The following is a 17,616-nucleotide window of genomic DNA, read 5'->3' as shown; positions in this document are numbered from 1 at the left end:
ATGTGGGGGTGGGGGTGGGAGTGGGGGTGGGGAGCATCCGCCATGTCGGCGGCGATAACAGATCGTCGGGCGCGTGGGCAGCGTTTTGTGCAGTGCAACCAAGAAGCGGGCGGGCCGACCGATGGGCCATTGCCCGCCCCGTTCTTGGCCGTCGCCATTTTCCCCAGCGGACAAGCATGATAGGATCGCGACATGGCAACCGATATGCATGTGCTCACTCGCCCGCCCGAGGGCTCAGGTCCCGATTGGACGATCCCGCAGGGGTGGGAAGCCTATGGCGCGGATGCGCATGCGATCTGGGACACGCTCTATGCCCGGCAGGTGGCGTTGCTGCCGGGACGCGCGTCTTCAGCCTATCTCGCCGGGCTCGATGCGCTCAAACTCTCCGAAGCGGGCATCCCCAATTTCGAGGAACTTTCCGAACGGCTGATGAAGCTGACCGGGTGGCAAGTCGTTGCGGTGCCGGGCCTGGTGCCCGACGATGTGTTCTTCGATCACATGGCCAATCGCCGCTTCGTCGCGGGCAATTTCATCCGGCGCGCCGATCAACTCGATTATCTCGAAGAGCCCGATGTGTTTCACGACGTGTTCGGCCATGTGCCGATGCTCGCCGATCCGGTGTTCGCCGATTATCTCGCGGCTTATGGGCGGGGCGGGCAGCGCGCGGTGCGGCTTGGTGGCGAGAAATACCTCAAATATCTGTCGCGACTCTATTGGTACACGGTCGAATTCGGGCTGGTCGAGGAAGCGGGAGCGCTCCGCATCTACGGTTCGGGTATCGTCTCGTCGGCGGCGGAAAGCGTGTTCGCGCTCGACGATCCCAGCCCCAACCGGATTGGCTTCGGCCTCGAACGCGTGATGCGCACCGAGTACCGGATCGACGATTTCCAGCAGAATTATTTCGTGATTCCGAGCTTCGACGAATTGTTGCGGGTGACGGTCGAAACCGATTTCGCGCCCATTTATGCGGCGGTTGAGGCGGCTGACACGATCCGCATCGCCGAAATCGTCGAGGGCGATCGCGTCTTCACCGCTGGCACACAGGCCTATGCAGCCGCCCGCGCCCAAGCCAAGCTCGTCTGAGCCGCGCTCCCACCGCTCGGCATCGCCAGAGCCGCGTTCCTATAGCCCGCGCAGGCGAAAATCGGGGCGCTTGCGCAAGCGCAGAATCGTCCAGTCGCCCAGGATCAACCGCTCGGCGACGCGGCAGCCCTGGCGGCGATAGGCTGCGGCGACGGCGTCGGCCTGCCGCGTCAGCAATCCCGCGAGCACAATCTGCGCGCCGGGGGCGGCAATCGCGGTGAAATCGCCCGCCATCTCGATCAACGGCGCGGCGAGGATATTCGCAATCACCAGATCATAGGGCGCACGGTCGAGCACTAGCGGCGACGCGACACCATTGGCGACCCCCAGCGCGAGCCGACCGCGGGCCAGCCCGGTCGGTACGCCGTTGATCACGGCATTTTCGGCGCTGACCTCGATCGACACAGGATCGATATCGGTCGCGGCTGCAAAGGCGCGCGGCCACAGATGCAGCGCGGCGAAGGCGAGTAGCCCGGTGCCGGTGCCAAGATCGATCAGATTGTCGACCCGCACGCCGCGGCGCCGGATCGCGTCGAGCATCATCAGGCAGCCGGTCGTCGTTTCGTGATGGCCGGTGCCGAACGCGCGGCTCGCTTCAATGCGATATGCGCGGACATCGGGCGGCACCGCATCGGCATAGGCGCTGGTGTGGACGAAGAACCGTCCCGCGCGCACCGGGGTCAGATCGGCCTGGCTCAGCGCGATCCAGTCGGCATCGGGGATCAGCACCGGCTTGGCCGCGACCTTGGCCGAAGAGGGGATCAGCGCGCGGACGGCCGCGATTGCCTTCGCGCTGGGCTTGCCTTCGAAATAGGCATCGAGCCGCCAGCGCTCGGCATCGTCCTCGACTTCTTCGGTTGTCATCAGCACCGGCGGCGGATCGATCCCCAGATCGGCCATCTCGGCATCGATCGCCTCGGCCTCCGCGCGCGTGCACGGCAGGGAGAGCTTCCAGCTAGCGGGCATTAGTTGATCGCAATCGGATGGGTGGCGGTCACTTTGAGCGTCGCCAAATCGACAAAATGAATGGAGAGGCGCTGCCGATCGCGCACGATCAGCGCGACATGATCCTTATCGGGCATCGAAACTGAATCGAACCCGTCGACCTCGGGTAAGACGGTTGCTTGTTGGCCCGTGGCGAGCACGCCCAATATCACTTCTTCGTGAAGGGTGTTGTCAGCCCGATCGACGGAGAGATAATAGCAACAGACCGTGGCATCTTCCCGATCTTCCGAAAGGAAATCGAAAGCCTCGATTCTGCGGCTATTGTTCGGCAGCAGCCGCCGACTCTTGCCCGTAATGGTATCGAGCAGCAGCACGTTGCGGAGATCGCCCTTCTCGGAATCGTAGGAAGCGCTGCCACCATAACGTTGACCATTTGTTGCAAAGATCGCGATTTTCATCAGCGAGGTGCCCGGCACTTTCTCGACGCTGCCAATCTCGAACACCTGCTTGGTTGCGCCAGCTTGCACGACCGCCGTCGGCTCATGTCGGCGAAAGTTACCGGAAATCATGACGACGATCGCTATGACTGCCACGCAGCCAAGCACACCGATTGCCGCCATCAGGCGGATGGTCCATTTGGCAAACGCGCTTTGGGCGACGGGTTCTTTAGCGGACATAGCTTGCTCCATTCACGTCAAGCACGCTGCCGGTCATCGACGGCGGTGCCTCCAACGCGCAAAAGCGCGCGGCGACCGCGACCTCTTCCGGCGCTGCGACCCGACCGAGCGGGATGTCGGCGAGCAATTTGTCGCCGCCGCGACTCGCGAGATAATCCTCGGCCATGCCGGTCATCGTGAAACCGGGGCAGATCGCGAAGGCCAAGATGCCGTCACGGGCATAGCCGCGCGCGATCGACTTGGTCATTGCGACCATGCCTGCCTTGGAGGCGGCATAATGCCAGTGATCGGGCGAATCGCCGCGATAGGCGGCGCGGCTGGCGATGTTGACGATGCGCCCGCCCGACTCGCGCCCGCGCCAGTGCAGCACCGCGCGGCGGCACAGATCGGCCGAGGCGGTCAGGTTGATCTGCATCGTGCGCGCCCAATCGGCAGCCCAAGCGGCATCGTCGCGGTCGATCGGATTGGCTTCGAACACCCCAGCATTGTTGATCAGCACGTCGATGCGCCCGTCGAGCGTATCGAGCGCAGCGTCCCAGAGATGCGCGGGCGCTGCCGGATCGGCGAAATCCGCGGCAATGCCGCTCGCGGTGCCGTGGCCGATCAGCCGGATATCGGGACGATCAAGCGCGGCGGCGATGGCGGCCCCGATGCCACGGCTGCTGCCGGTCAGAAGAACATGGATCATACCGCGACTTAAGCGCGGAGACGCCCCGGATGTAAAGTCGACGCGCTCGGATCGACGATCAAGCGGCGCGGCGTTGGACGTCGGCGATCAGGTCGACGATCATGGGTTTGACCTTGGTGACATGGTCGATGATCTGTTGCGGCATGGCATCGCTATAGGCGACGAATTTTTCCATCACCGGGCTCGCCTTGTCCGCGCCGACCTCGTTGATATGCGCCTCGGCCTTGCGCCGCGCCTCGACCCATTTCGTGCGAAACTGGCCGATCTGCTTGACCATCAGCTCGTCGATCGGCGCAACCGACTGGAGCGGGTGCATCGGCACATCGCCCATGATCCGCTGCGTCGCGCGATCGGTCGGCAAATAGACGAGGTTCCACGCGTCATAAGGCCGCAGCCGCATCACGCGGATCAGCCACTGCCCCAAGTCGCTGTTGAACACGGGTTCGGCGAGAATGAAGAAAGGGCGGATCGCATTATGGCCGTGCCGCGCGAGCAGCTCGGCCTCGATCTCGCGGCGAAGCTGATCCTGCTCCTTGAGCGATTCCTGCACGGCACGATCAACGTCGACGGGGTCAGGAAGGACATTGGCCGGATCGTCGAGCGCGAAGCCCATATCGCGCAGCATCGTGCCATGCGGGCCGGCAAAAATGGACTCGCCGAAGATGCGGCGCTTGCCGTCCGAATCGCGTGGCGGCGTCGGTATCGTCGGCCTTGCGCCGAAGGGAGTCGTTCGTTTGCCAAAGGTCATGCGCTGCATCCGCAAGTTGTCGCGCCAAGCGTATCGCGCAGAATCGCCAAGATATTGCTAATGCGCGTCTTTTGCCCGCCGCCAGGGCGTCAATTCAGTCGGCAATCTTGGCGATGAAGTCCCCCGCCGTTACGCTGAGCTCGTCGAGCTGGAGATGCAGTTTCGCAAAGCCGTGGCCGACGCACTCGATTTCGTTGGCGACGCTTTCGGTGCCGTTGCGGATCGCGTCGATTGTCCGCGCCGAATTACCGGCGGCGACCGCGGTCTGATCGACGGCGGCGGTGATCGACATCACCGTCTTGGCCTGCGCGCCGATTACTTGCTGAATGCGTTCGGCACTGGCGCGGACTTCGGCAACGGTCTTGAAGATCAGCGCATTGGTGTCGACGGTCGACCGGCTGGCCGACTGGATCGCGGCGATCTTGGTCGCGATGTCGTCGGTCGCCCGCGCGGTCTGATTGGCGAGGCTCTTCACTTCTTGCGCGACGACCGCGAAGCCCCGTCCGGCATCACCTGCGCGCGCGGCCTCAATCGTGGCGTTCAGAGCCAGCAAATTGGTTTGCCCCGCAATGTCGCGGATCAGACCCAGGATCGATTCGATCGACTTGGCGTGATCGCTGAAGGCGGCCGAAGCGACCATCGCCTCGCGGGCCTGATCGGAGGCGCGCGCGGCAATTTCGCCGGTCGCATCGACTTCATCGCACGCGGTTTCGATCGCGTGCATCAGGCCGCCTGCCGTCTGCGCTGCCTGCCGCATCGCCGTTGCCGACTGCTCGGCGGCGATCGCGACTTCGCTGGTTTGATCGAGCATGCCGCGGGCGGAGGCGGACACGGTCTTGGCTTGATCCTTCAGCTGGGCGCCCAGCGCGGCGCTCTGCTGGACGCTGGCGGCCATCGTCGCGCGGAAGCGTTCGGATTGCTCGCGGCGCTCCTGACGCGCGTTTTCGGCCCGCGCATTGCCCCACCACGACATCACGACCTTGGCCTCGAATGTGGCCAACCGCAGGACCACATCGGCAAGCCGGGCATAGCGATCAAGATCACCGGCAACGGCGGCGCGCACGATGGCGAGCAAATCGTGGTTGAGCATCGTCAGCCCGGCAATCACGACATTTGGCGTCAAGCCGACGGCATCGGCCTCGGCCATACGCCTCGACGCCAGCACGATCCATTCGTCGGCGAATGTCCGTCCGAACTTGGCGTTGAGATACCCGATGTCCGCCGCGACGCGCCGGTTCACCACTTCGGGCGTCAGAAGCTGGGTCAATTGGCTACAGTCGGGGCAGCGCGCCAGAAATGCCCAAAAGTTGCGCGCAGGCGCTTCGAAATGGGGAGCAAGGATCGCATGCAGTTCAGCCTGTTGGCTGCGGATAGCGCCATCAGCATCAAAATAGCGCAACCGCTCAACGGCCGACCGTTGGTCTTTGAGCTGGAACGAAGATTGGTCCACAACGATCATGGTTATGCCGCCACTTTGGAGATGAAGTCGCCCGCCGTCGTCTTGAGCGTGCCGAGCCGCGAGTCGAAAGCGTCAAAGCCTTGGCCAACGCGGTCGATATCGCTCGCGACGCTTTCGGTGTCTTCGCGGATCGCAGCGATCGTGTTCGACATCGAATCGGCAGCAAGCGCGGTTTCGTCGACGCTTGCGGTGATCGCGGTCACCGTCTGCGCCTGCATTTCCATCGCCGAGCGGATTTTTTCCGCCGATAGCTGGACTTCGGCAACGGTCGAGCGGATCGACGCATTGGTCTCGACGGTCGAGCGCGTCGCCGACTGGATCGCGGCGATTTTGGCAGCGATGTCGTCGGTGGCGCGGGCGGTCTGGTTGGCGAGGCTCTTCACTTCCTGCGCCACGACCGCGAAGCCGCGTCCGGCGTCGCCTGCGCGTGCCGCCTCGATCGTCGCGTTGAGCGCGAGCAAATTGGTTTGCCCTGCAATGTCGCGGATCAGGCCGAGGATCGATTCGATCGACTTGGCGTGATCGCTGAGCGTTTCGGACATGCCGACGGCGGCACCCGCCTGGCTCGCGGCGCGGGTGGCGATTTCGGCGGCGGCCTCGACTTCGCTGCGGGCGTCTTCAATCGCGCGGATCAGTCCGGCGGCGGTTTGGGCGGCTTCGCGCATCGCGACGGCGGATTGTTCGGCCGCAGCCGCGACTTCGCTGGTCTTGCCGAGCATGCCGCGCGTCGAACTTGACGTGCGGCTGGCCTGGGTGCGCAAGGCGCTCCCTTCCTGGCTGACGCTCTCGACCATCTTGGCAATGCCTTCGCGGAATTCGGCGGCGAGCCGGTCACGCGCGACCTGTGCGCTGTGATCGCGATAGGCGTTGTAGATCGCGACGGTGATTTCGCCTTCGAGCGCCGATAGGCGGAGCAAGGTATCGATCATCGCAGGCAGGCGTTGATCGGTGCGGTCGATGCGGCGCATCAAAATGTCGAGCGCGGCGCGATCGCTGGCGTTGATCATCGACAGCAATGCCATCGGCGTCACGCCGCCAACATAAGCGGCGGCGACTGATCGCTCGATTGATTCGATCCAGGCGCGTCCGGCGGTGTCGAGGAAGCGGTTGCGCAAGAAGTCGCAGCCGACATCGATCATTTTCTGCGTTTCCATCGGCGCCCATTGGCGTTCGTTGGCAAAGCAGCGCATCCATTGCTGCCAATAAGCGCCCGACGCTTCGCGCACTTCGGGTTCGAGCACGGCCCAGGCTTCGCGGCTGGATTGCGCCAGCGACCCGTCGAAATCGAACACCCTGAGCCGCGCCGACAAATCGACCGCTGCTGCAACGGTTCCGATGACGGGCAAATCATTGTTGCTCAAAGGGCATTCCTTCCAGATGTCGACGTTAGGATAACTCGGGGTCCCATCCGAACGCGTAAGGTGATTTGGTTAAGACCAAGTTAGGGAGCACGCAGACCAAGGCCGTGGTTGCATCGGCGTGCGTCGGGGGTAATAGGAGCGCCACAGTCGTCCCGAAGGAACCAGCCTTGGCTTCACCCCGACCCGCCCGCCCGCTGTCGCCGCATCTCAGCATCTGGAAATGGGGGCCGCATATGCTGGTCTCGATCCTGCACCGGGTGACCGGTGACGGGATGGCCTTGGTCGGATCGCTGCTGTTCGTCTGGTGGATCGCGGCGGTCGCGGGCGGCAAGGAGAGCTATGGCTGGTTCCTGAAGCTCTTCACGCTCGACGGCGGGCCGCTGACCCCGCTTGGCTATCTGTTCGGCATCGGGCTGACCTTCGCCTTTTTCCAGCACATGATGAGCGGGATTCGGCATCTGATGCTCGATACCGGTGCCGGTTATGAGCTGCGCAGCAACAAGCTCTTCGCGCAGGCGACGCTCGCGCTCTCGATCATCCTGACTATGGCCTATTGGGCCTATCTGCTGGCGGGGAAATAACATGGGCAATGGTACCGAACTCGGCCGCGTCCGCGGCCTCGGCTCATCAAAAGCCGGCGCGCATCATTGGTGGCACCAGCGGCTGACCGCCGCCGCCAACCTGATCCTGATGGCGTGGCTGCTCGCGTCGATCGCGCTGCTGCCGGGGCATGATTATGAAGCGATGCGCCGCTGGCTGTCGGCGCCGGTCGCGGCGGTGCCGATGGCGCTGCTGGTGCTGAGCGTCTTCTACCACTTCCGGCTCGGCTTGCAGGTGCTGATCGAGGATTATCTGCACGACCACACCCGCGTCGCCGCGCTGCTGCTGCTCAATTTCTTCGTGGTCGGCGCAGGCGCGACCGCGATCTTTTCGATCCTGAAAATCGCCTTCACCGGAGCACCGCTCGCATGACCGCCGCCTATAAGATCATCGATCACACCTATGACGCGGTGGTGGTTGGCGCGGGCGGCAGCGGCCTGCGCGCGACGATGGGCATTGCCGAAGCGGGGCTGAAGACCGCGTGCATCACCAAGGTGTTTCCCACCCGCAGCCACACCGTCGCGGCGCAAGGCGGAATCGCCGCATCGCTCGGTAATAATTCGCCCGATCACTGGACCTGGCACATGTACGATACCGTCAAGGGCTCGGACTGGCTCGGCGATCAGGACGCGATCGAATATATGGTGCGCGAGGCGCCTGCCGCCGTGTACGAACTCGAACATGCCGGCGTGCCGTTCAGCCGCAACGACGATGGCACCATCTATCAGCGCCCGTTCGGCGGCCATATGCAGAATATGGGCGAAGGCCCCCCGGTGCAGCGCACCGCCGCCGCTGCCGACCGCACCGGCCACGCGATGCTCCACGCGCTCTACCAGCAGAGCCTGAAGTATGACGCCGACTTCTACATCGAATATTTCGCGCTCGACCTGATCATGGAAGACGGCGTGTGCCGGGGCGTGATCGCTTTGTGCATGGATGACGGATCGATCCACCGCTTCCGCGCCCACCAGACGGTGCTGGCGACCGGTGGCTATGGCCGCTGCTATTTCTCGGCGACGTCGGCGCATACCTGCACCGGCGACGGCGGCGGGATGGTGCTGCGCGCAGGCCTGCCGCTGCAGGACATGGAATTCGTCCAGTTTCACCCGACCGGCATTTACGGCGCGGGCGTGCTGATTACCGAGGGCGCGCGCGGCGAGGGCGGTTACCTCACCAACAGCGAAGGCGAGCGGTTCATGGAGCGTTACGCCCCCTCCGCCAAGGATCTCGCCAGCCGCGACGTCGTGTCGCGCTGCATGGCAATCGAAATCCGCGAAGGGCGCGGTGTGGGCAAGGAAAAGGACCATATCTTCCTCCACCTCGACCATATCGATCCCAAGGTGCTCGCCGAGCGGCTGCCCGGCATTACCGAAACCGGCAAGATTTTCGCCGGTGTCGATCTGACCCGGCAACCGCTGCCGGTGACACCGACGGTGCATTACAACATGGGCGGTATCCCGTGTAACTTCCACGGCGAGGTCGTCCGGCTGAAGGATGGCAACCCCGACAGCGTCGTCCCTGGCCTGTTCGCGGTCGGCGAAGCCGCCTGCGTGTCGGTGCACGGCGCCAACCGCCTGGGCTCGAATTCGCTGATCGATCTCGTGGTGTTCGGCCGCGCGACCGGCCTGCGGATCAAGGAAACCTTGAAGCCCGGCACCCCGCACAACCCGCTGCCCAAGGGATCAGAAGAGCTGTCGCTCACCCGGCTCGACAAGTTCCGCCACGCGAGCGGTGGCACGCCGACGGCGGTGCTGCGGCTCGACATGCAGCGCACGATGCAGAAGCATTGCGCGGTGTTCCGCGACAATGCGCTGCTGAGCGAAGGCCAGACCAAGATCGCCGCGACCTATGCGGGGCTGGCCGATGTGAAGGTCAATGACCGATCGATGATCTGGAACACCGATCTGGTCGAAACGCTCGAGCTCGACAATCTGCTCGCGCAGGCGGTGGTGACTGTCAATTCCGCCGCCAACCGCCAGGAATCACGCGGCGCGCATGTGAACGAAGATTACCCCGAGCGCGACGACGCTAATTGGATGAAGCACTCCATCGCAACCTTCAACGGCTGGGGCGGCGAAGGCGGCCAGGTCGCGATCGATTACCGCCCGGTGCACGACTATACGCTCACCGACGACATTGAGTATATCAAGCCGAAGAAGCGGGTTTATTGAGACAAGCCCTGACCTGAGGGCGGATCGTGATCGTTCTGCCCGATCAGACGCTTTTGCAATGGCGCCCAAGACGCTATGCTAGGCCAAGGAGCAACCGATGACCCTTTGGACCCTGCACGCAGCTTATGATCCCGAAGCGCATGTCTGGTACACACTCGACTGCGATGTACCGGGACTAATCACCGAGGGCGACACGCTCGAACGACTGCGGGACCGCGCAGTCGCGGTCTTGCCCGAGCTGATCGCGGACAACGCGCATCTCATCGCCGAAGACCGACGCCACGGTCCGCATTCGTTGCGGCTGGTCGCGTTCCACGAAAGCACGATCCCGGTCGCTGCCTGATGGGCGGAAAATACGGGCGGGAATTGAAGCGGACGCTTGCCGCGAACGGCTGTTACTTTGTGCGGCAGGGCAAAGGCGACCATGAGATTTGGTTCAGCCCGATTACGGGCCTGACTTTCACGGTCGATGCCGGTACGCGCAAACTCTACACTGCCAATGCCATTCTCAAGCAGGCAGGTATCAAGACGAAGCTTTAACCCGCCGCGTCCAGCCGATCTGCGATCCACATCTTGATCAGCGCCTGCCGCGTCACGCCGCGTCGCTTGGCTTCCCGATCGAGCCGCGCAACCACTGGCGTGGGGAAATCGACATTGACCCGTTTCATCGGATACGCCAGCCGCGCAAGCGACCAGTCGATCAGGTGATCAATGTCCTCGCCATTGTCGAACATCTCGTCAAATTCCTGCGCGGTCGTAGGCCATTTCTTCGCTGGATCGCGCACGACGGACCGAGATGAGTCGGATGTGCTCACCGCGTTCGGTAACGACTGCTGTCCAGCGTTTGCCGCGCCATTCTCCGACGTAAAGCCGCCGCGTTTCTCCGCCATATTCCACCGCTCCGATATCGGTCAGGCGGTCGTCCGCCCATAACGCCTGCGCTTCGATGAAATCGATGCCATGCTTGGCCAGATTGGCCGCGCTCTTATCCGCATCGAATTCGAACATCGCGGCCCCATATAGCGCCAAAACGGTATAATTTCCACTCTCCCGCAACCCCGTTGACATACCCTCGCCGCGCGCCCGACACTCGGCGCCACAACCAGGGGACATCACTTGGCCGCACTGCCGTATTTGCGCATTTTCCTCAGCGCTTTCCTCGTCACCGTCGCGCTTGTCCCGGCGACGCTGCAGCAGGCAGTGCGCAAGCCGCCGGAGCACGGCCCGCCCGCGCCATTCTTCAACGCCATGACGCCCGAAGAAGTCACCCGCTATTCGGACGGCGGGACCGAGGTCGAGCATCACCGCAATCCCGCTGACGAACTTGCGGAGCACCGCCGCATCGACCGTGCGCTGGCGTCGCTCGCGCCGCAGCGCAAGGGCGTGGTCGATGACCATGTCGTCACCGTCGCGCCCGACAGCGATGGCGAATTTTCGCGCGATGCCCGCGAATCGCTGTCGAGCCACCGTTCCGGGACAAGCCTTGCCGGGGCGGGGAGCGTCACCTATGCGATCGACTGGACGACCGCGGGACGGAAATTGTGGGACGAGCCGCTGATCCGTGCCTGCGGTGTGCTTGCAACGGTCGCCAAGCGCGAAAAGGCCGAGACCTGCGTTCCCCATCTTGAAGCGGCGGCAGCGCCCGCACCCGCCGCGCCGCCTGGACCATGACCACCGCCAGCCAATCGCCGAAACAAGTTGGCCTGCTGTTCGTCCACGGCATTGGCGAGCAAAAGCGGTTCGATCATCTTCGCGCGTCGGTGGTCGAATTTGCCGAATTGATGCGCCAAGCCGACGACGGCCCATTTAGCTGCGCGGTGACTGACCGCACCAAGGGCTGGGAGCTGCCGCCGGGCGACGCACACCCGCACGGCTTGAGTCCGATCACGCTCCGCGTCACTGGCCCCAAGCACGACGTGGAGTTTCATTGCCACGAAGTCTGGTGGGCCGATCTGGCCGAGCGCGAGGGCATTTTCGACGCGATCGGTTTTTGGATTTGGGGGTTCGGCCAATGGGCCGCGCCCATCTATCGCGAGCTTGATCCATCGGGTCTCGAAAAAGCAATCGATGTCGACAAACACCGCACCTCGACGCTGGTCAAATTGCCAAAATCGGTCGCAGGCGATTTACGGGTCGAGCCAGTATCACGACTGCAATTGGCGGTTGCCGGGCTGATCGCGATGCTGACGGCCGCGACCTGGAGCCTTGCCAAGCGGCTGCTGCAAAAGCTTCTTGCCCAAGCGCCGTCGCCGGTGCTGATCGTCCGCTACGTCGGCGATGTCCGCACCTATGAGGAGCGGGCCGTGCCGGGCGCCTCGGCGCTCAGCGATCCGGGCCATCCGCGGCGTGTGGGCATCCGGCGGCGGATGGTCGCCGAAATGGTAGCGATGGGCGCGAATGACAAGCTCGATCGCTGGTATGTCGTCGCGCATAGCCAGGGCACCGTGCTGGCCTATAATGGCCTGACCGAGATTGGTCATGCACTGCCCAATTATCTGACGGAGGCGCAGTGGAAGGCTGTGCCGCTGGACCTGAAAAGCGATTTTGTGACGCGGCGTCGACCGAATGGCGAGATTGGTGCGATGATGCCGGCCCGGCCCCCATGGCTGGCAGACACCCACATTATCAGCCGTCCCAAGCTGTTCGCCAAGCTGCAAGGCTTCCTTACCTATGGCAGCCCACTCAACAAATTCGCGGGGCTGTGGCCGCGTGTTGTGGCGACCGCAACCGATGTCGGCCCCGAAGACGCGCCGACCAATCCCTTCCCGAAGGATTGCCGGTGGATCAACCTGCAAGCGCCGCAGGATCCGGTTGCAGGGACGCTCAGCGCCTTTGCGCGGCCGATCGATCCGACGGCCCAAGTGCCCGGCCAATACACGCCGCCGCTGGAGACGGTCGAAACAGTGTGGGGCTTTGATTATCTGCTCGCGCACATCCGTTATTTCACGGGAACCGAGGGCTTCGATCGCTCGGCGGGTGCCAAGCAGCGGCGCCGCGTGGTGCGCTGGCTGATCGACCCGCTCGACCCCGCCAACCAACCGGTTGAGATCAAACCTTACGACAAGGCGCTCAAATGTGTTGCGCGCTGGCTGCACATGTACGGTGCCTATCTGTTCATCCTGGCACTGTTCCTGCTGGTGACGTCGGGGATGGTGACGGCAGCGGGCGGGCTTGCGAAGGCTGTGCTGGGCGGCAAGGCTGCGAGCTTCGCGTCAGTATGCGACTTTGGCTGGGCGACTCTCCAAGCCTATGGGGCCGTCACCGTGGCGGCAGCGGCGACTGTGCTCTTCGCGGGGCTGGTGCGGTGGGTGCAGGAAAGCAAGCTGAACCGCAAGCTTGCTGAGGGCGAAGCGGCGCGCGCTGTCACGCGACATGACAGGGCTGATGACATTTGTGGGAAGTTAAACCAAGCGAGGGCCCATCGATCCTCAAGCGTCGAGAAGGTTAAAGCCGAAGCAGCTTTTCAAGCGGCTCGCAGGGTGATGGCCGAGAGCTTGGCGGAGCAGCGCTATTGGGCTAAAGTCAGGAAACTGCACGTGCTCCAATATTGGGCTGCGATACTGACAGGCTTGTTGAGCGTGGCAGCGCTAGTGTGGGGCGGAAGGGCCTTTTGGCTGATCGCCCGAATTGGCCCCGACCTAACGGCCCCGGCCAGCATCAAGACCCTTTGGGCCATTGGTCAATGGGTGCCGATGCTGCTGTTGATCACCCTGTGCTATGCAATCACCATGTTCGTCCAGACCGGGATCAATGCGTCAATCAAGCCGCTTTCGAAACAGAAAGACCAAACCAAAAAGCCTTGACGGTCACGCGATGCGCCTCACTATGCGGGCGTGCGCCGTCAAAGAATGTCCCAGCTAGCGATCCGTATCGCCGCGACCGCTTTCCTCGTGACCGTTGCCGTCGTACCCGCAACCCCGCAGCAGGCAGTGCGCAAGCCGCCTGAGCACGGCCCGCCGGTGCCGTTCTTCAACGCGATGACGCCCGAAGAGGTCGGCCGCTATTCGGACGGCGGGACCGAGGTCGAGCATCACCGCGATCCCGCTGATGAGCTCGTGGAGCACCGCCGCCTCGACCGCGCGCTGGCATCGCTCGCGCCGCAGCGCAAAGGCGTGGTCGATGCCTATGTCGTGACGGTCGCGCTCGACAGCGACGGCGAATTCTCGCGGGAGGCGCGTGAAGCGGGGCGGGTGCTCACGCGCCGCTATGACGCTCTCGGCCGCACGATCACGCTGGCGGGACCCGATGGCAAAGGCGGCCTCGATCTGCCGCGCGGCAGCCCCGCGCATCTCGGCCTCGTCCTCGCGCGGATCGCCGAGCTGATGGACAAGCGCGAGGATGTGCTGATCCTTTACACCACCAGCCACGGTGCACGGATTGGCGTGGTCTATAACGATGGCGACAACGGCTTTGGCATCGTCAGCCCGACACGACTGGCGGCGCTGCTCGACGGGCTCGGCATCACGCGGCGGCTGGTGATGGTGAGCGCTTGTTATTCGGGGAGCTTTCTGCCCGCCATCGCCAATGGCGACAGCGCCGTGCTGACGGCCTCAGTCGGCGATCGGACCTCGTTCGGCTGTCAGGCCGACAGCGACTGGACCTTTTTCGGCGACGCGCTGATCAACCATGCGTTGCGCAAGGCCCAGCCGATCGAAGCGGCTGCCGGGGAAGCCGCGCGGCTGGTGAGCGAATGGGAAGCCAAGGGCAATCTCACCCCGTCGCTGCCGCAAAGCTTCATCGGCGATCGTGCCAAGCTCTGGCTCGCCGCGCTCGACAAGCGCACGCCCAAAGCGCCGACGATGCCGGTCGGGGTCCCGGCGGTGAGCTTGCTGGAGAAGAGATAGCGTGGTGACGTGCCGGTCGACTTTCAGTGCGCGCGCCATTTTCTCCTAAAGTCGTCGCTGTTAAACCGCTTGCGCAACGGATGATGGGAGAGAGGCCATGGACGGACCGCTGACCGGAGGCTGCCTCTGCGGCGCCGTGCGCTACACCTTGCGCAGCGGCTTTCGGTTTCGGCCCTATGCCTGCCATTGCACCGATTGCCAGACGCGGACGGGCAGCGCGTTCAGCGAGCATATGTTGGTCATGCGGAGCGACCTCGAGATCGAAGGCGAACTCGACAGCGGCTCGTATCGGCAACCAAGTGGCGCGGATTCGTCCCTCTGGGGGTGCGCGATCTGCAAAGTCCGCATCTTCGCCGAAAACAGCACACGCCCCGGCTTTGCTTCGTTGCGCTGCGGCACGCTCGATCGCAGTGCGGAGGTCGTCCTCGCGGCGCATCTATGGGTTGGCAGCAAACAGCCTTGGGTAACGCTGCCAGATGGCGTGCCGACGGTGATGGAACAGCCCCGAAGTCAGGCTGAATGGATGGCACTGGTCGGACCGACCGCCGTATAGCAGAGGGGTGCGCTCACCCAAGCTTAACCATTTGGATTTACAGGCGCTCTGCTGAATTTAGCGAGGTCTCGCATGGCAATCTTCGGACGCAAGAAAGTGGCGGCGCCCGCCGGGCCGTCAAATCCGTCGAACAACAATGACAAACACCCCGGCCATGCGGCCGTCCTCCACCACTTGCGCGCGGAAGAACAAGCGGACCCGGGTGTTCGCGAACGCCTTGCCGGCGCCGTCATCTTCGATCTGGCCTGCCAATTGCTGAACAGCGAACGCGGCGTGCGGATGGAGGATCTGCTGGCAATGCTCGCGTCGGTGGCGGGGCATGCATGCATCGCGCCGTTTCTGACGCGCCTGGCGGTGGGCGCCACGCCCGAGCAGCTTGGACTGACGGTGGTCAAGGGCAACGACGGGCGCTACTATTTCTTTGGCGATCCGCCCAACCGTCTGCTGGTGGAATCATCGGACTCGGTCATCAGCCTGGCTTTTGGGGCGGCGCAGGCGCTCGGCGCGCGCGTGACCGTTGAGATGATCGGCGATGAAATGGCCAAGGTCGCGAAGCGCGTGGGCGGGCCCGACTTTGAGACGCTGGACCTGCCACCCGAGCATATGACCGACCGGCCCACCGAATGGGCGCGCGTGTTCCGGGGAAAGCTCACCGAAGCGCTCGACCTGTACGAAGTGCCGCCGATGCGCCGGGCCTGCGCGATTGGCTACGCCATCCAAAAGGCGATGGACGCCGGGCGCGACAGCCTCGACCCAATGATGGCGGCGCAAATCGTCCTGCAATGCGCCACGCGCACGGCGAAGGTGACGCTCGCCTAACCGCTACCGCCAGCGCAAATTCGCCCGGCTCAGATCGCCGACCGAGCGCGCGCCCATCAGTTTCATGTCGCGCTCGATTTCGGCGCGCAGGTTGCCGAGCGCGCGTTCGACCCCGGCTTGCCCAGCCGCTGCCAGCGCATAGAGGTAGATCCGCCCGCCCGAACAGGCTTTGGCGCCGACGCTCAGCGCCTTGAGCACATGGCTGCCGCGCGTGATCCCGCCGTCGCAGATTACGTCGATCCGGTCGCCAACCGCGTCGACGATTTCCGCAAGCTGGTCGAACGGCGCGCGTGATCCGTCGAGTTGGCGGCCACCGTGGTTCGACACCATGATCGCGGTGGCGCCGATATCGACCGCGCGCCGGGCGTCCGCGACCGACATGATTCCCTTCAGGCAGAACTCCCCGCCCCAATCGGCGCGGATCGCCTCCGCCGTCTTCCAGTCGAGCGACTGGTCGAGCATCTTGGTGAAATAGTCGCCGACCGACATCGACTTGCGCGATCCTTCGTCGAGGTGATCCTTGAGGTTCGATAGCTCGAATGGCGCGCGGAACAGGTAATCGAGCGTCCAGCGCGGGTGCAGCGCGAAGCTCAGCGCCGATGACGGCGTGAGCCGCGGCGGCGACGTAAAGCCGGTGCGCAGACAGCGCTCGCGATTGCCGCCGACAATCGTGTCGACCGTCAGCGCGATTGCGTCGAATTTCGCGGCCTTGCACGCGGCGATCATGGCGGCGTTGAGTCCCTTGTCCTTGTGGACATAGAGCTGGAACAGTTTGGGCGAGGCGATGGTCCGACCGATTTCCTCGATACTGACGGTGGCGAGCGACGAAATGCCGAACCAAGTGTCCAACTTTTGCGCCGCCGCCGCGACCGCGCGTTCGCCGCGCCAGTGGAACAGCCGTTGCAGCGCGGTCGGCGACAGGAACAACGGCATGCCGATCCGCTTGCCCATCACCTCGACGCTCATGTCGATCTCGGCGACACCCGCGAGCACATTGGGGACCAGATCGCAGCTTTCATAGGCGGTGGTGTTGCGTCGCCGCGTCACTTCGTCGTCGGCGGCACCGTCGATGTAGTGGAACACCGGTCCCGGCAGCCGTGCGCGCGCCAGTCGCCGGAAATCATCAATGTTGTGGCATTGGTCGAGCCGCATCGCGCTTGGCTAGGCGGCTCGACCGGATTGGGCAAGGTGCAGATCGAAACGCCGCCGCCAATGTCGATCAGCGCGCTGGTGATCGGATTGGCGAGAGATGGGCATGACCAGTAGCGGGACAATCATCCGCGCCGCCGCGCACTCCCGCGATTCCCTCCTGCCCCAAAGGCCGTATCATGCCCGACGGTGGCGCCGATGATTTGCAGGCATCAGGGTTTGAAAGCGCGCGTCGCCTCATGTATCGCCCTCGCATACGGGCGCGGTTCGCCCGGTGCATGACAGGATGACGCACGCGATGGCCGAGTTTTTTCTCCCCGCCAACAGCAAGATCAAGCCCGAGGGCAAGAGCCACAAGGCGGGCGGGGGTGCCACGCGGATCAAGAAGTTCAAAGTCTATCGCTATGACCCCGATGTCGGCGAGAATCCGCATTACGACAATTTCGAAGTCGATCTCGACGAATGCGGCCCGATGGTGCTCGACGCGCTGATCAAGATGAAGGCCGAGCAGGATTCGAC

Annotated in this window: 20 protein-coding genes and 1 pseudogene; 12 read left to right on the top strand and 9 right to left on the bottom strand. The window is 63.8% G+C overall.

The features are described 5' to 3' along the window. Positions 1-192: 192 nt before the first annotated feature. Positions 193-1,083 carry a phenylalanine 4-monooxygenase gene (gene phhA / locus K2W81_RS06350; protein ID WP_294102348.1) on the top strand — a complete coding sequence of 297 codons (891 nt, stop codon included), beginning with the start codon at positions 193-195 and terminating at the stop codon, positions 1,081-1,083. 39 nt (positions 1,084-1,122) lie between these two features. Here the strand turns inward: phhA and K2W81_RS06345 are convergent, their stop codons facing one another. The 6 genes from K2W81_RS06345 to K2W81_RS06320 form a co-directional block, all read right to left on the bottom strand. After that, complete coding sequence (locus K2W81_RS06345; protein WP_294102346.1) at positions 1,123-2,049, bottom strand: 50S ribosomal protein L11 methyltransferase; 927 nt, start codon at positions 2,047-2,049, stop codon at positions 1,123-1,125. Further along, complete coding sequence (locus tag K2W81_RS06340) at positions 2,049-2,705, bottom strand: hypothetical protein (protein ID WP_294102345.1); 657 nt, start codon at positions 2,703-2,705, stop codon at positions 2,049-2,051. The genes K2W81_RS06345 and K2W81_RS06340 overlap by 1 nt, the downstream gene beginning before the upstream one ends. Continuing rightward, a complete protein-coding gene (locus tag K2W81_RS06335; protein WP_294102343.1) occupies positions 2,695-3,393 on the bottom strand; it encodes an SDR family oxidoreductase in 699 nt (232 codons plus the stop codon). The genes K2W81_RS06340 and K2W81_RS06335 overlap by 11 nt, the downstream gene beginning before the upstream one ends. Before the next feature lie 58 nt (positions 3,394-3,451). Next, positions 3,452-4,141, bottom strand: coding sequence for a hypothetical protein (locus K2W81_RS06330; RefSeq protein ID WP_294102341.1), 690 nt, complete (start codon positions 4,139-4,141; stop codon positions 3,452-3,454). Positions 4,142-4,235: 94 nt separating this feature from the next. Next, positions 4,236-5,408 (bottom strand): methyl-accepting chemotaxis protein, encoded by a 1,173-nt coding sequence (locus K2W81_RS06325; protein WP_294102339.1) that lies wholly within the window; start codon positions 5,406-5,408, stop codon positions 4,236-4,238. Between the two features lie 194 nt (positions 5,409-5,602). Beyond that, positions 5,603-6,946, bottom strand: a complete 1,344-nt coding sequence (locus tag K2W81_RS06320) for a methyl-accepting chemotaxis protein (RefSeq protein WP_294102401.1) — start codon at positions 6,944-6,946, stop codon at positions 5,603-5,605. Between the two features lie 182 nt (positions 6,947-7,128). Between K2W81_RS06320 and sdhC the strand changes: the two genes are divergently transcribed. The 5 genes from sdhC to K2W81_RS06295 all read left to right on the top strand — a co-directional run bounded on the left by sdhC (position 7,129) and on the right by K2W81_RS06295 (position 10,272). Further along, on the top strand, positions 7,129-7,542 hold the full coding sequence (gene sdhC / locus K2W81_RS06315; RefSeq protein ID WP_294102337.1) for a succinate dehydrogenase, cytochrome b556 subunit: 414 nt from the start codon (positions 7,129-7,131) through the stop codon (positions 7,540-7,542). Position 7,543: 1 nt separating this feature from the next. Then, a complete protein-coding gene (gene sdhD / locus K2W81_RS06310) occupies positions 7,544-7,933 on the top strand; it encodes a succinate dehydrogenase, hydrophobic membrane anchor protein (protein ID WP_294102335.1) in 390 nt (129 codons plus the stop codon). Next, on the top strand, positions 7,930-9,732 hold the full coding sequence (gene sdhA / locus K2W81_RS06305) for a succinate dehydrogenase flavoprotein subunit (protein ID WP_294102334.1): 1,803 nt from the start codon (positions 7,930-7,932) through the stop codon (positions 9,730-9,732). The genes sdhD and sdhA overlap by 4 nt, the downstream gene beginning before the upstream one ends. Before the next feature lie 97 nt (positions 9,733-9,829). Then, a complete protein-coding gene (locus tag K2W81_RS06300) occupies positions 9,830-10,075 on the top strand; it encodes a DUF1902 domain-containing protein (RefSeq protein ID WP_294102333.1) in 246 nt (81 codons plus the stop codon). Continuing rightward, positions 10,075-10,272 (top strand): type II toxin-antitoxin system HicA family toxin, encoded by a 198-nt coding sequence (locus K2W81_RS06295; RefSeq protein ID WP_294102331.1) that lies wholly within the window; start codon positions 10,075-10,077, stop codon positions 10,270-10,272. The genes K2W81_RS06300 and K2W81_RS06295 overlap by 1 nt, the downstream gene beginning before the upstream one ends. Here K2W81_RS06295 and K2W81_RS06290 read toward each other — a convergent pair. Continuing rightward, complete coding sequence (locus tag K2W81_RS06290; protein ID WP_294102329.1) at positions 10,269-10,466, bottom strand: hypothetical protein; 198 nt, start codon at positions 10,464-10,466, stop codon at positions 10,269-10,271. The genes K2W81_RS06295 and K2W81_RS06290 overlap by 4 nt on opposite strands. A gap of 4 nt (positions 10,467-10,470) precedes the next feature. Beyond that, the gene (locus K2W81_RS06285; protein ID WP_294102328.1) at positions 10,471-10,740 is read right to left on the bottom strand and encodes a BrnT family toxin; all 270 of its coding nucleotides are present in this window, start codon (positions 10,738-10,740) and stop codon (positions 10,471-10,473) included. Positions 10,741-10,848: 108 nt separating this feature from the next. Between K2W81_RS06285 and K2W81_RS06280 the strand changes: the two genes are divergently transcribed. The 5 genes from K2W81_RS06280 to K2W81_RS06260 all read left to right on the top strand — a co-directional run bounded on the left by K2W81_RS06280 (position 10,849) and on the right by K2W81_RS06260 (position 15,948). Continuing rightward, positions 10,849-11,403, top strand: a complete 555-nt coding sequence (locus K2W81_RS06280) for a hypothetical protein (RefSeq protein ID WP_294102327.1) — start codon at positions 10,849-10,851, stop codon at positions 11,401-11,403. Next, a complete protein-coding gene (locus K2W81_RS06275) occupies positions 11,400-13,535 on the top strand; it encodes a hypothetical protein (RefSeq protein WP_294102326.1) in 2,136 nt (711 codons plus the stop codon). Before K2W81_RS06280 ends, K2W81_RS06275 begins: the two co-directional genes overlap by 4 nt. A gap of 45 nt (positions 13,536-13,580) precedes the next feature. After that, positions 13,581-14,576: a C13 family peptidase gene (locus tag K2W81_RS06270; protein ID WP_294102324.1), complete on the top strand. Its 996-nt coding sequence runs from the start codon at positions 13,581-13,583 to the stop codon at positions 14,574-14,576. Between the two features lie 97 nt (positions 14,577-14,673). After that, the gene (locus K2W81_RS06265; protein WP_294102322.1) at positions 14,674-15,129 is read left to right on the top strand and encodes a GFA family protein; all 456 of its coding nucleotides are present in this window, start codon (positions 14,674-14,676) and stop codon (positions 15,127-15,129) included. Positions 15,130-15,225: 96 nt separating this feature from the next. Next, complete coding sequence (locus K2W81_RS06260; RefSeq protein ID WP_294102321.1) at positions 15,226-15,948, top strand: hypothetical protein; 723 nt, start codon at positions 15,226-15,228, stop codon at positions 15,946-15,948. 3 nt (positions 15,949-15,951) lie between these two features. Here K2W81_RS06260 and K2W81_RS06255 read toward each other — a convergent pair whose 3' ends face one another. After that, positions 15,952-17,100 (bottom strand): alpha-hydroxy acid oxidase, encoded by a 1,149-nt coding sequence (locus K2W81_RS06255; RefSeq protein ID WP_294102319.1) that lies wholly within the window; start codon positions 17,098-17,100, stop codon positions 15,952-15,954. 295 nt (positions 17,101-17,395) lie between these two features. Here K2W81_RS06255 and K2W81_RS06250 point away from each other — a divergent pair. Further along, positions 17,396-17,616 (top strand): annotated as a pseudogene (locus tag K2W81_RS06250) (succinate dehydrogenase iron-sulfur subunit); the annotation flags it as partial.

This window comes from Sphingomonas sp., from assembly GCF_019749955.1.
Lineage (GTDB): Bacteria > Pseudomonadota > Alphaproteobacteria > Sphingomonadales > Sphingomonadaceae > Sphingomonas.
This window is presented reverse-complemented; position numbering and strand designations above follow the sequence as displayed.

Coding starts and splice junctions, on each gene's coding strand:
- K2W81_RS06255 (WP_294102319.1), bottom strand. CDS start 17,100: ATGCGGCTCGACCAATGCCACAACATTGATGATTTCCGGCGACTGGCG.
- K2W81_RS06335 (WP_294102343.1), bottom strand. CDS start 3,393: ATGATCCATGTTCTTCTGACCGGCAGCAGCCGTGGCATCGGGGCCGCC.
- K2W81_RS06270 (WP_294102324.1), top strand. CDS start 13,581: ATGTCCCAGCTAGCGATCCGTATCGCCGCGACCGCTTTCCTCGTGACC.
- K2W81_RS06295 (WP_294102331.1), top strand. CDS start 10,075: ATGGGCGGAAAATACGGGCGGGAATTGAAGCGGACGCTTGCCGCGAAC.
- K2W81_RS06300 (WP_294102333.1), top strand. CDS start 9,830: ATGACCCTTTGGACCCTGCACGCAGCTTATGATCCCGAAGCGCATGTC.
- K2W81_RS06285 (WP_294102328.1), bottom strand. CDS start 10,740: ATGTTCGAATTCGATGCGGATAAGAGCGCGGCCAATCTGGCCAAGCAT.
- sdhA (WP_294102334.1), top strand. CDS start 7,930: ATGACCGCCGCCTATAAGATCATCGATCACACCTATGACGCGGTGGTG.
- K2W81_RS06340 (WP_294102345.1), bottom strand. CDS start 2,705: ATGTCCGCTAAAGAACCCGTCGCCCAAAGCGCGTTTGCCAAATGGACC.
- sdhD (WP_294102335.1), top strand. CDS start 7,544: ATGGGCAATGGTACCGAACTCGGCCGCGTCCGCGGCCTCGGCTCATCA.
- K2W81_RS06330 (WP_294102341.1), bottom strand. CDS start 4,141: ATGACCTTTGGCAAACGAACGACTCCCTTCGGCGCAAGGCCGACGATA.
- K2W81_RS06275 (WP_294102326.1), top strand. CDS start 11,400: ATGACCACCGCCAGCCAATCGCCGAAACAAGTTGGCCTGCTGTTCGTC.
- K2W81_RS06290 (WP_294102329.1), bottom strand. CDS start 10,466: ATGTTCGACAATGGCGAGGACATTGATCACCTGATCGACTGGTCGCTT.
- K2W81_RS06345 (WP_294102346.1), bottom strand. CDS start 2,049: ATGCCCGCTAGCTGGAAGCTCTCCCTGCCGTGCACGCGCGCGGAGGCC.
- K2W81_RS06265 (WP_294102322.1), top strand. CDS start 14,674: ATGGACGGACCGCTGACCGGAGGCTGCCTCTGCGGCGCCGTGCGCTAC.
- phhA (WP_294102348.1), top strand. CDS start 193: ATGGCAACCGATATGCATGTGCTCACTCGCCCGCCCGAGGGCTCAGGT.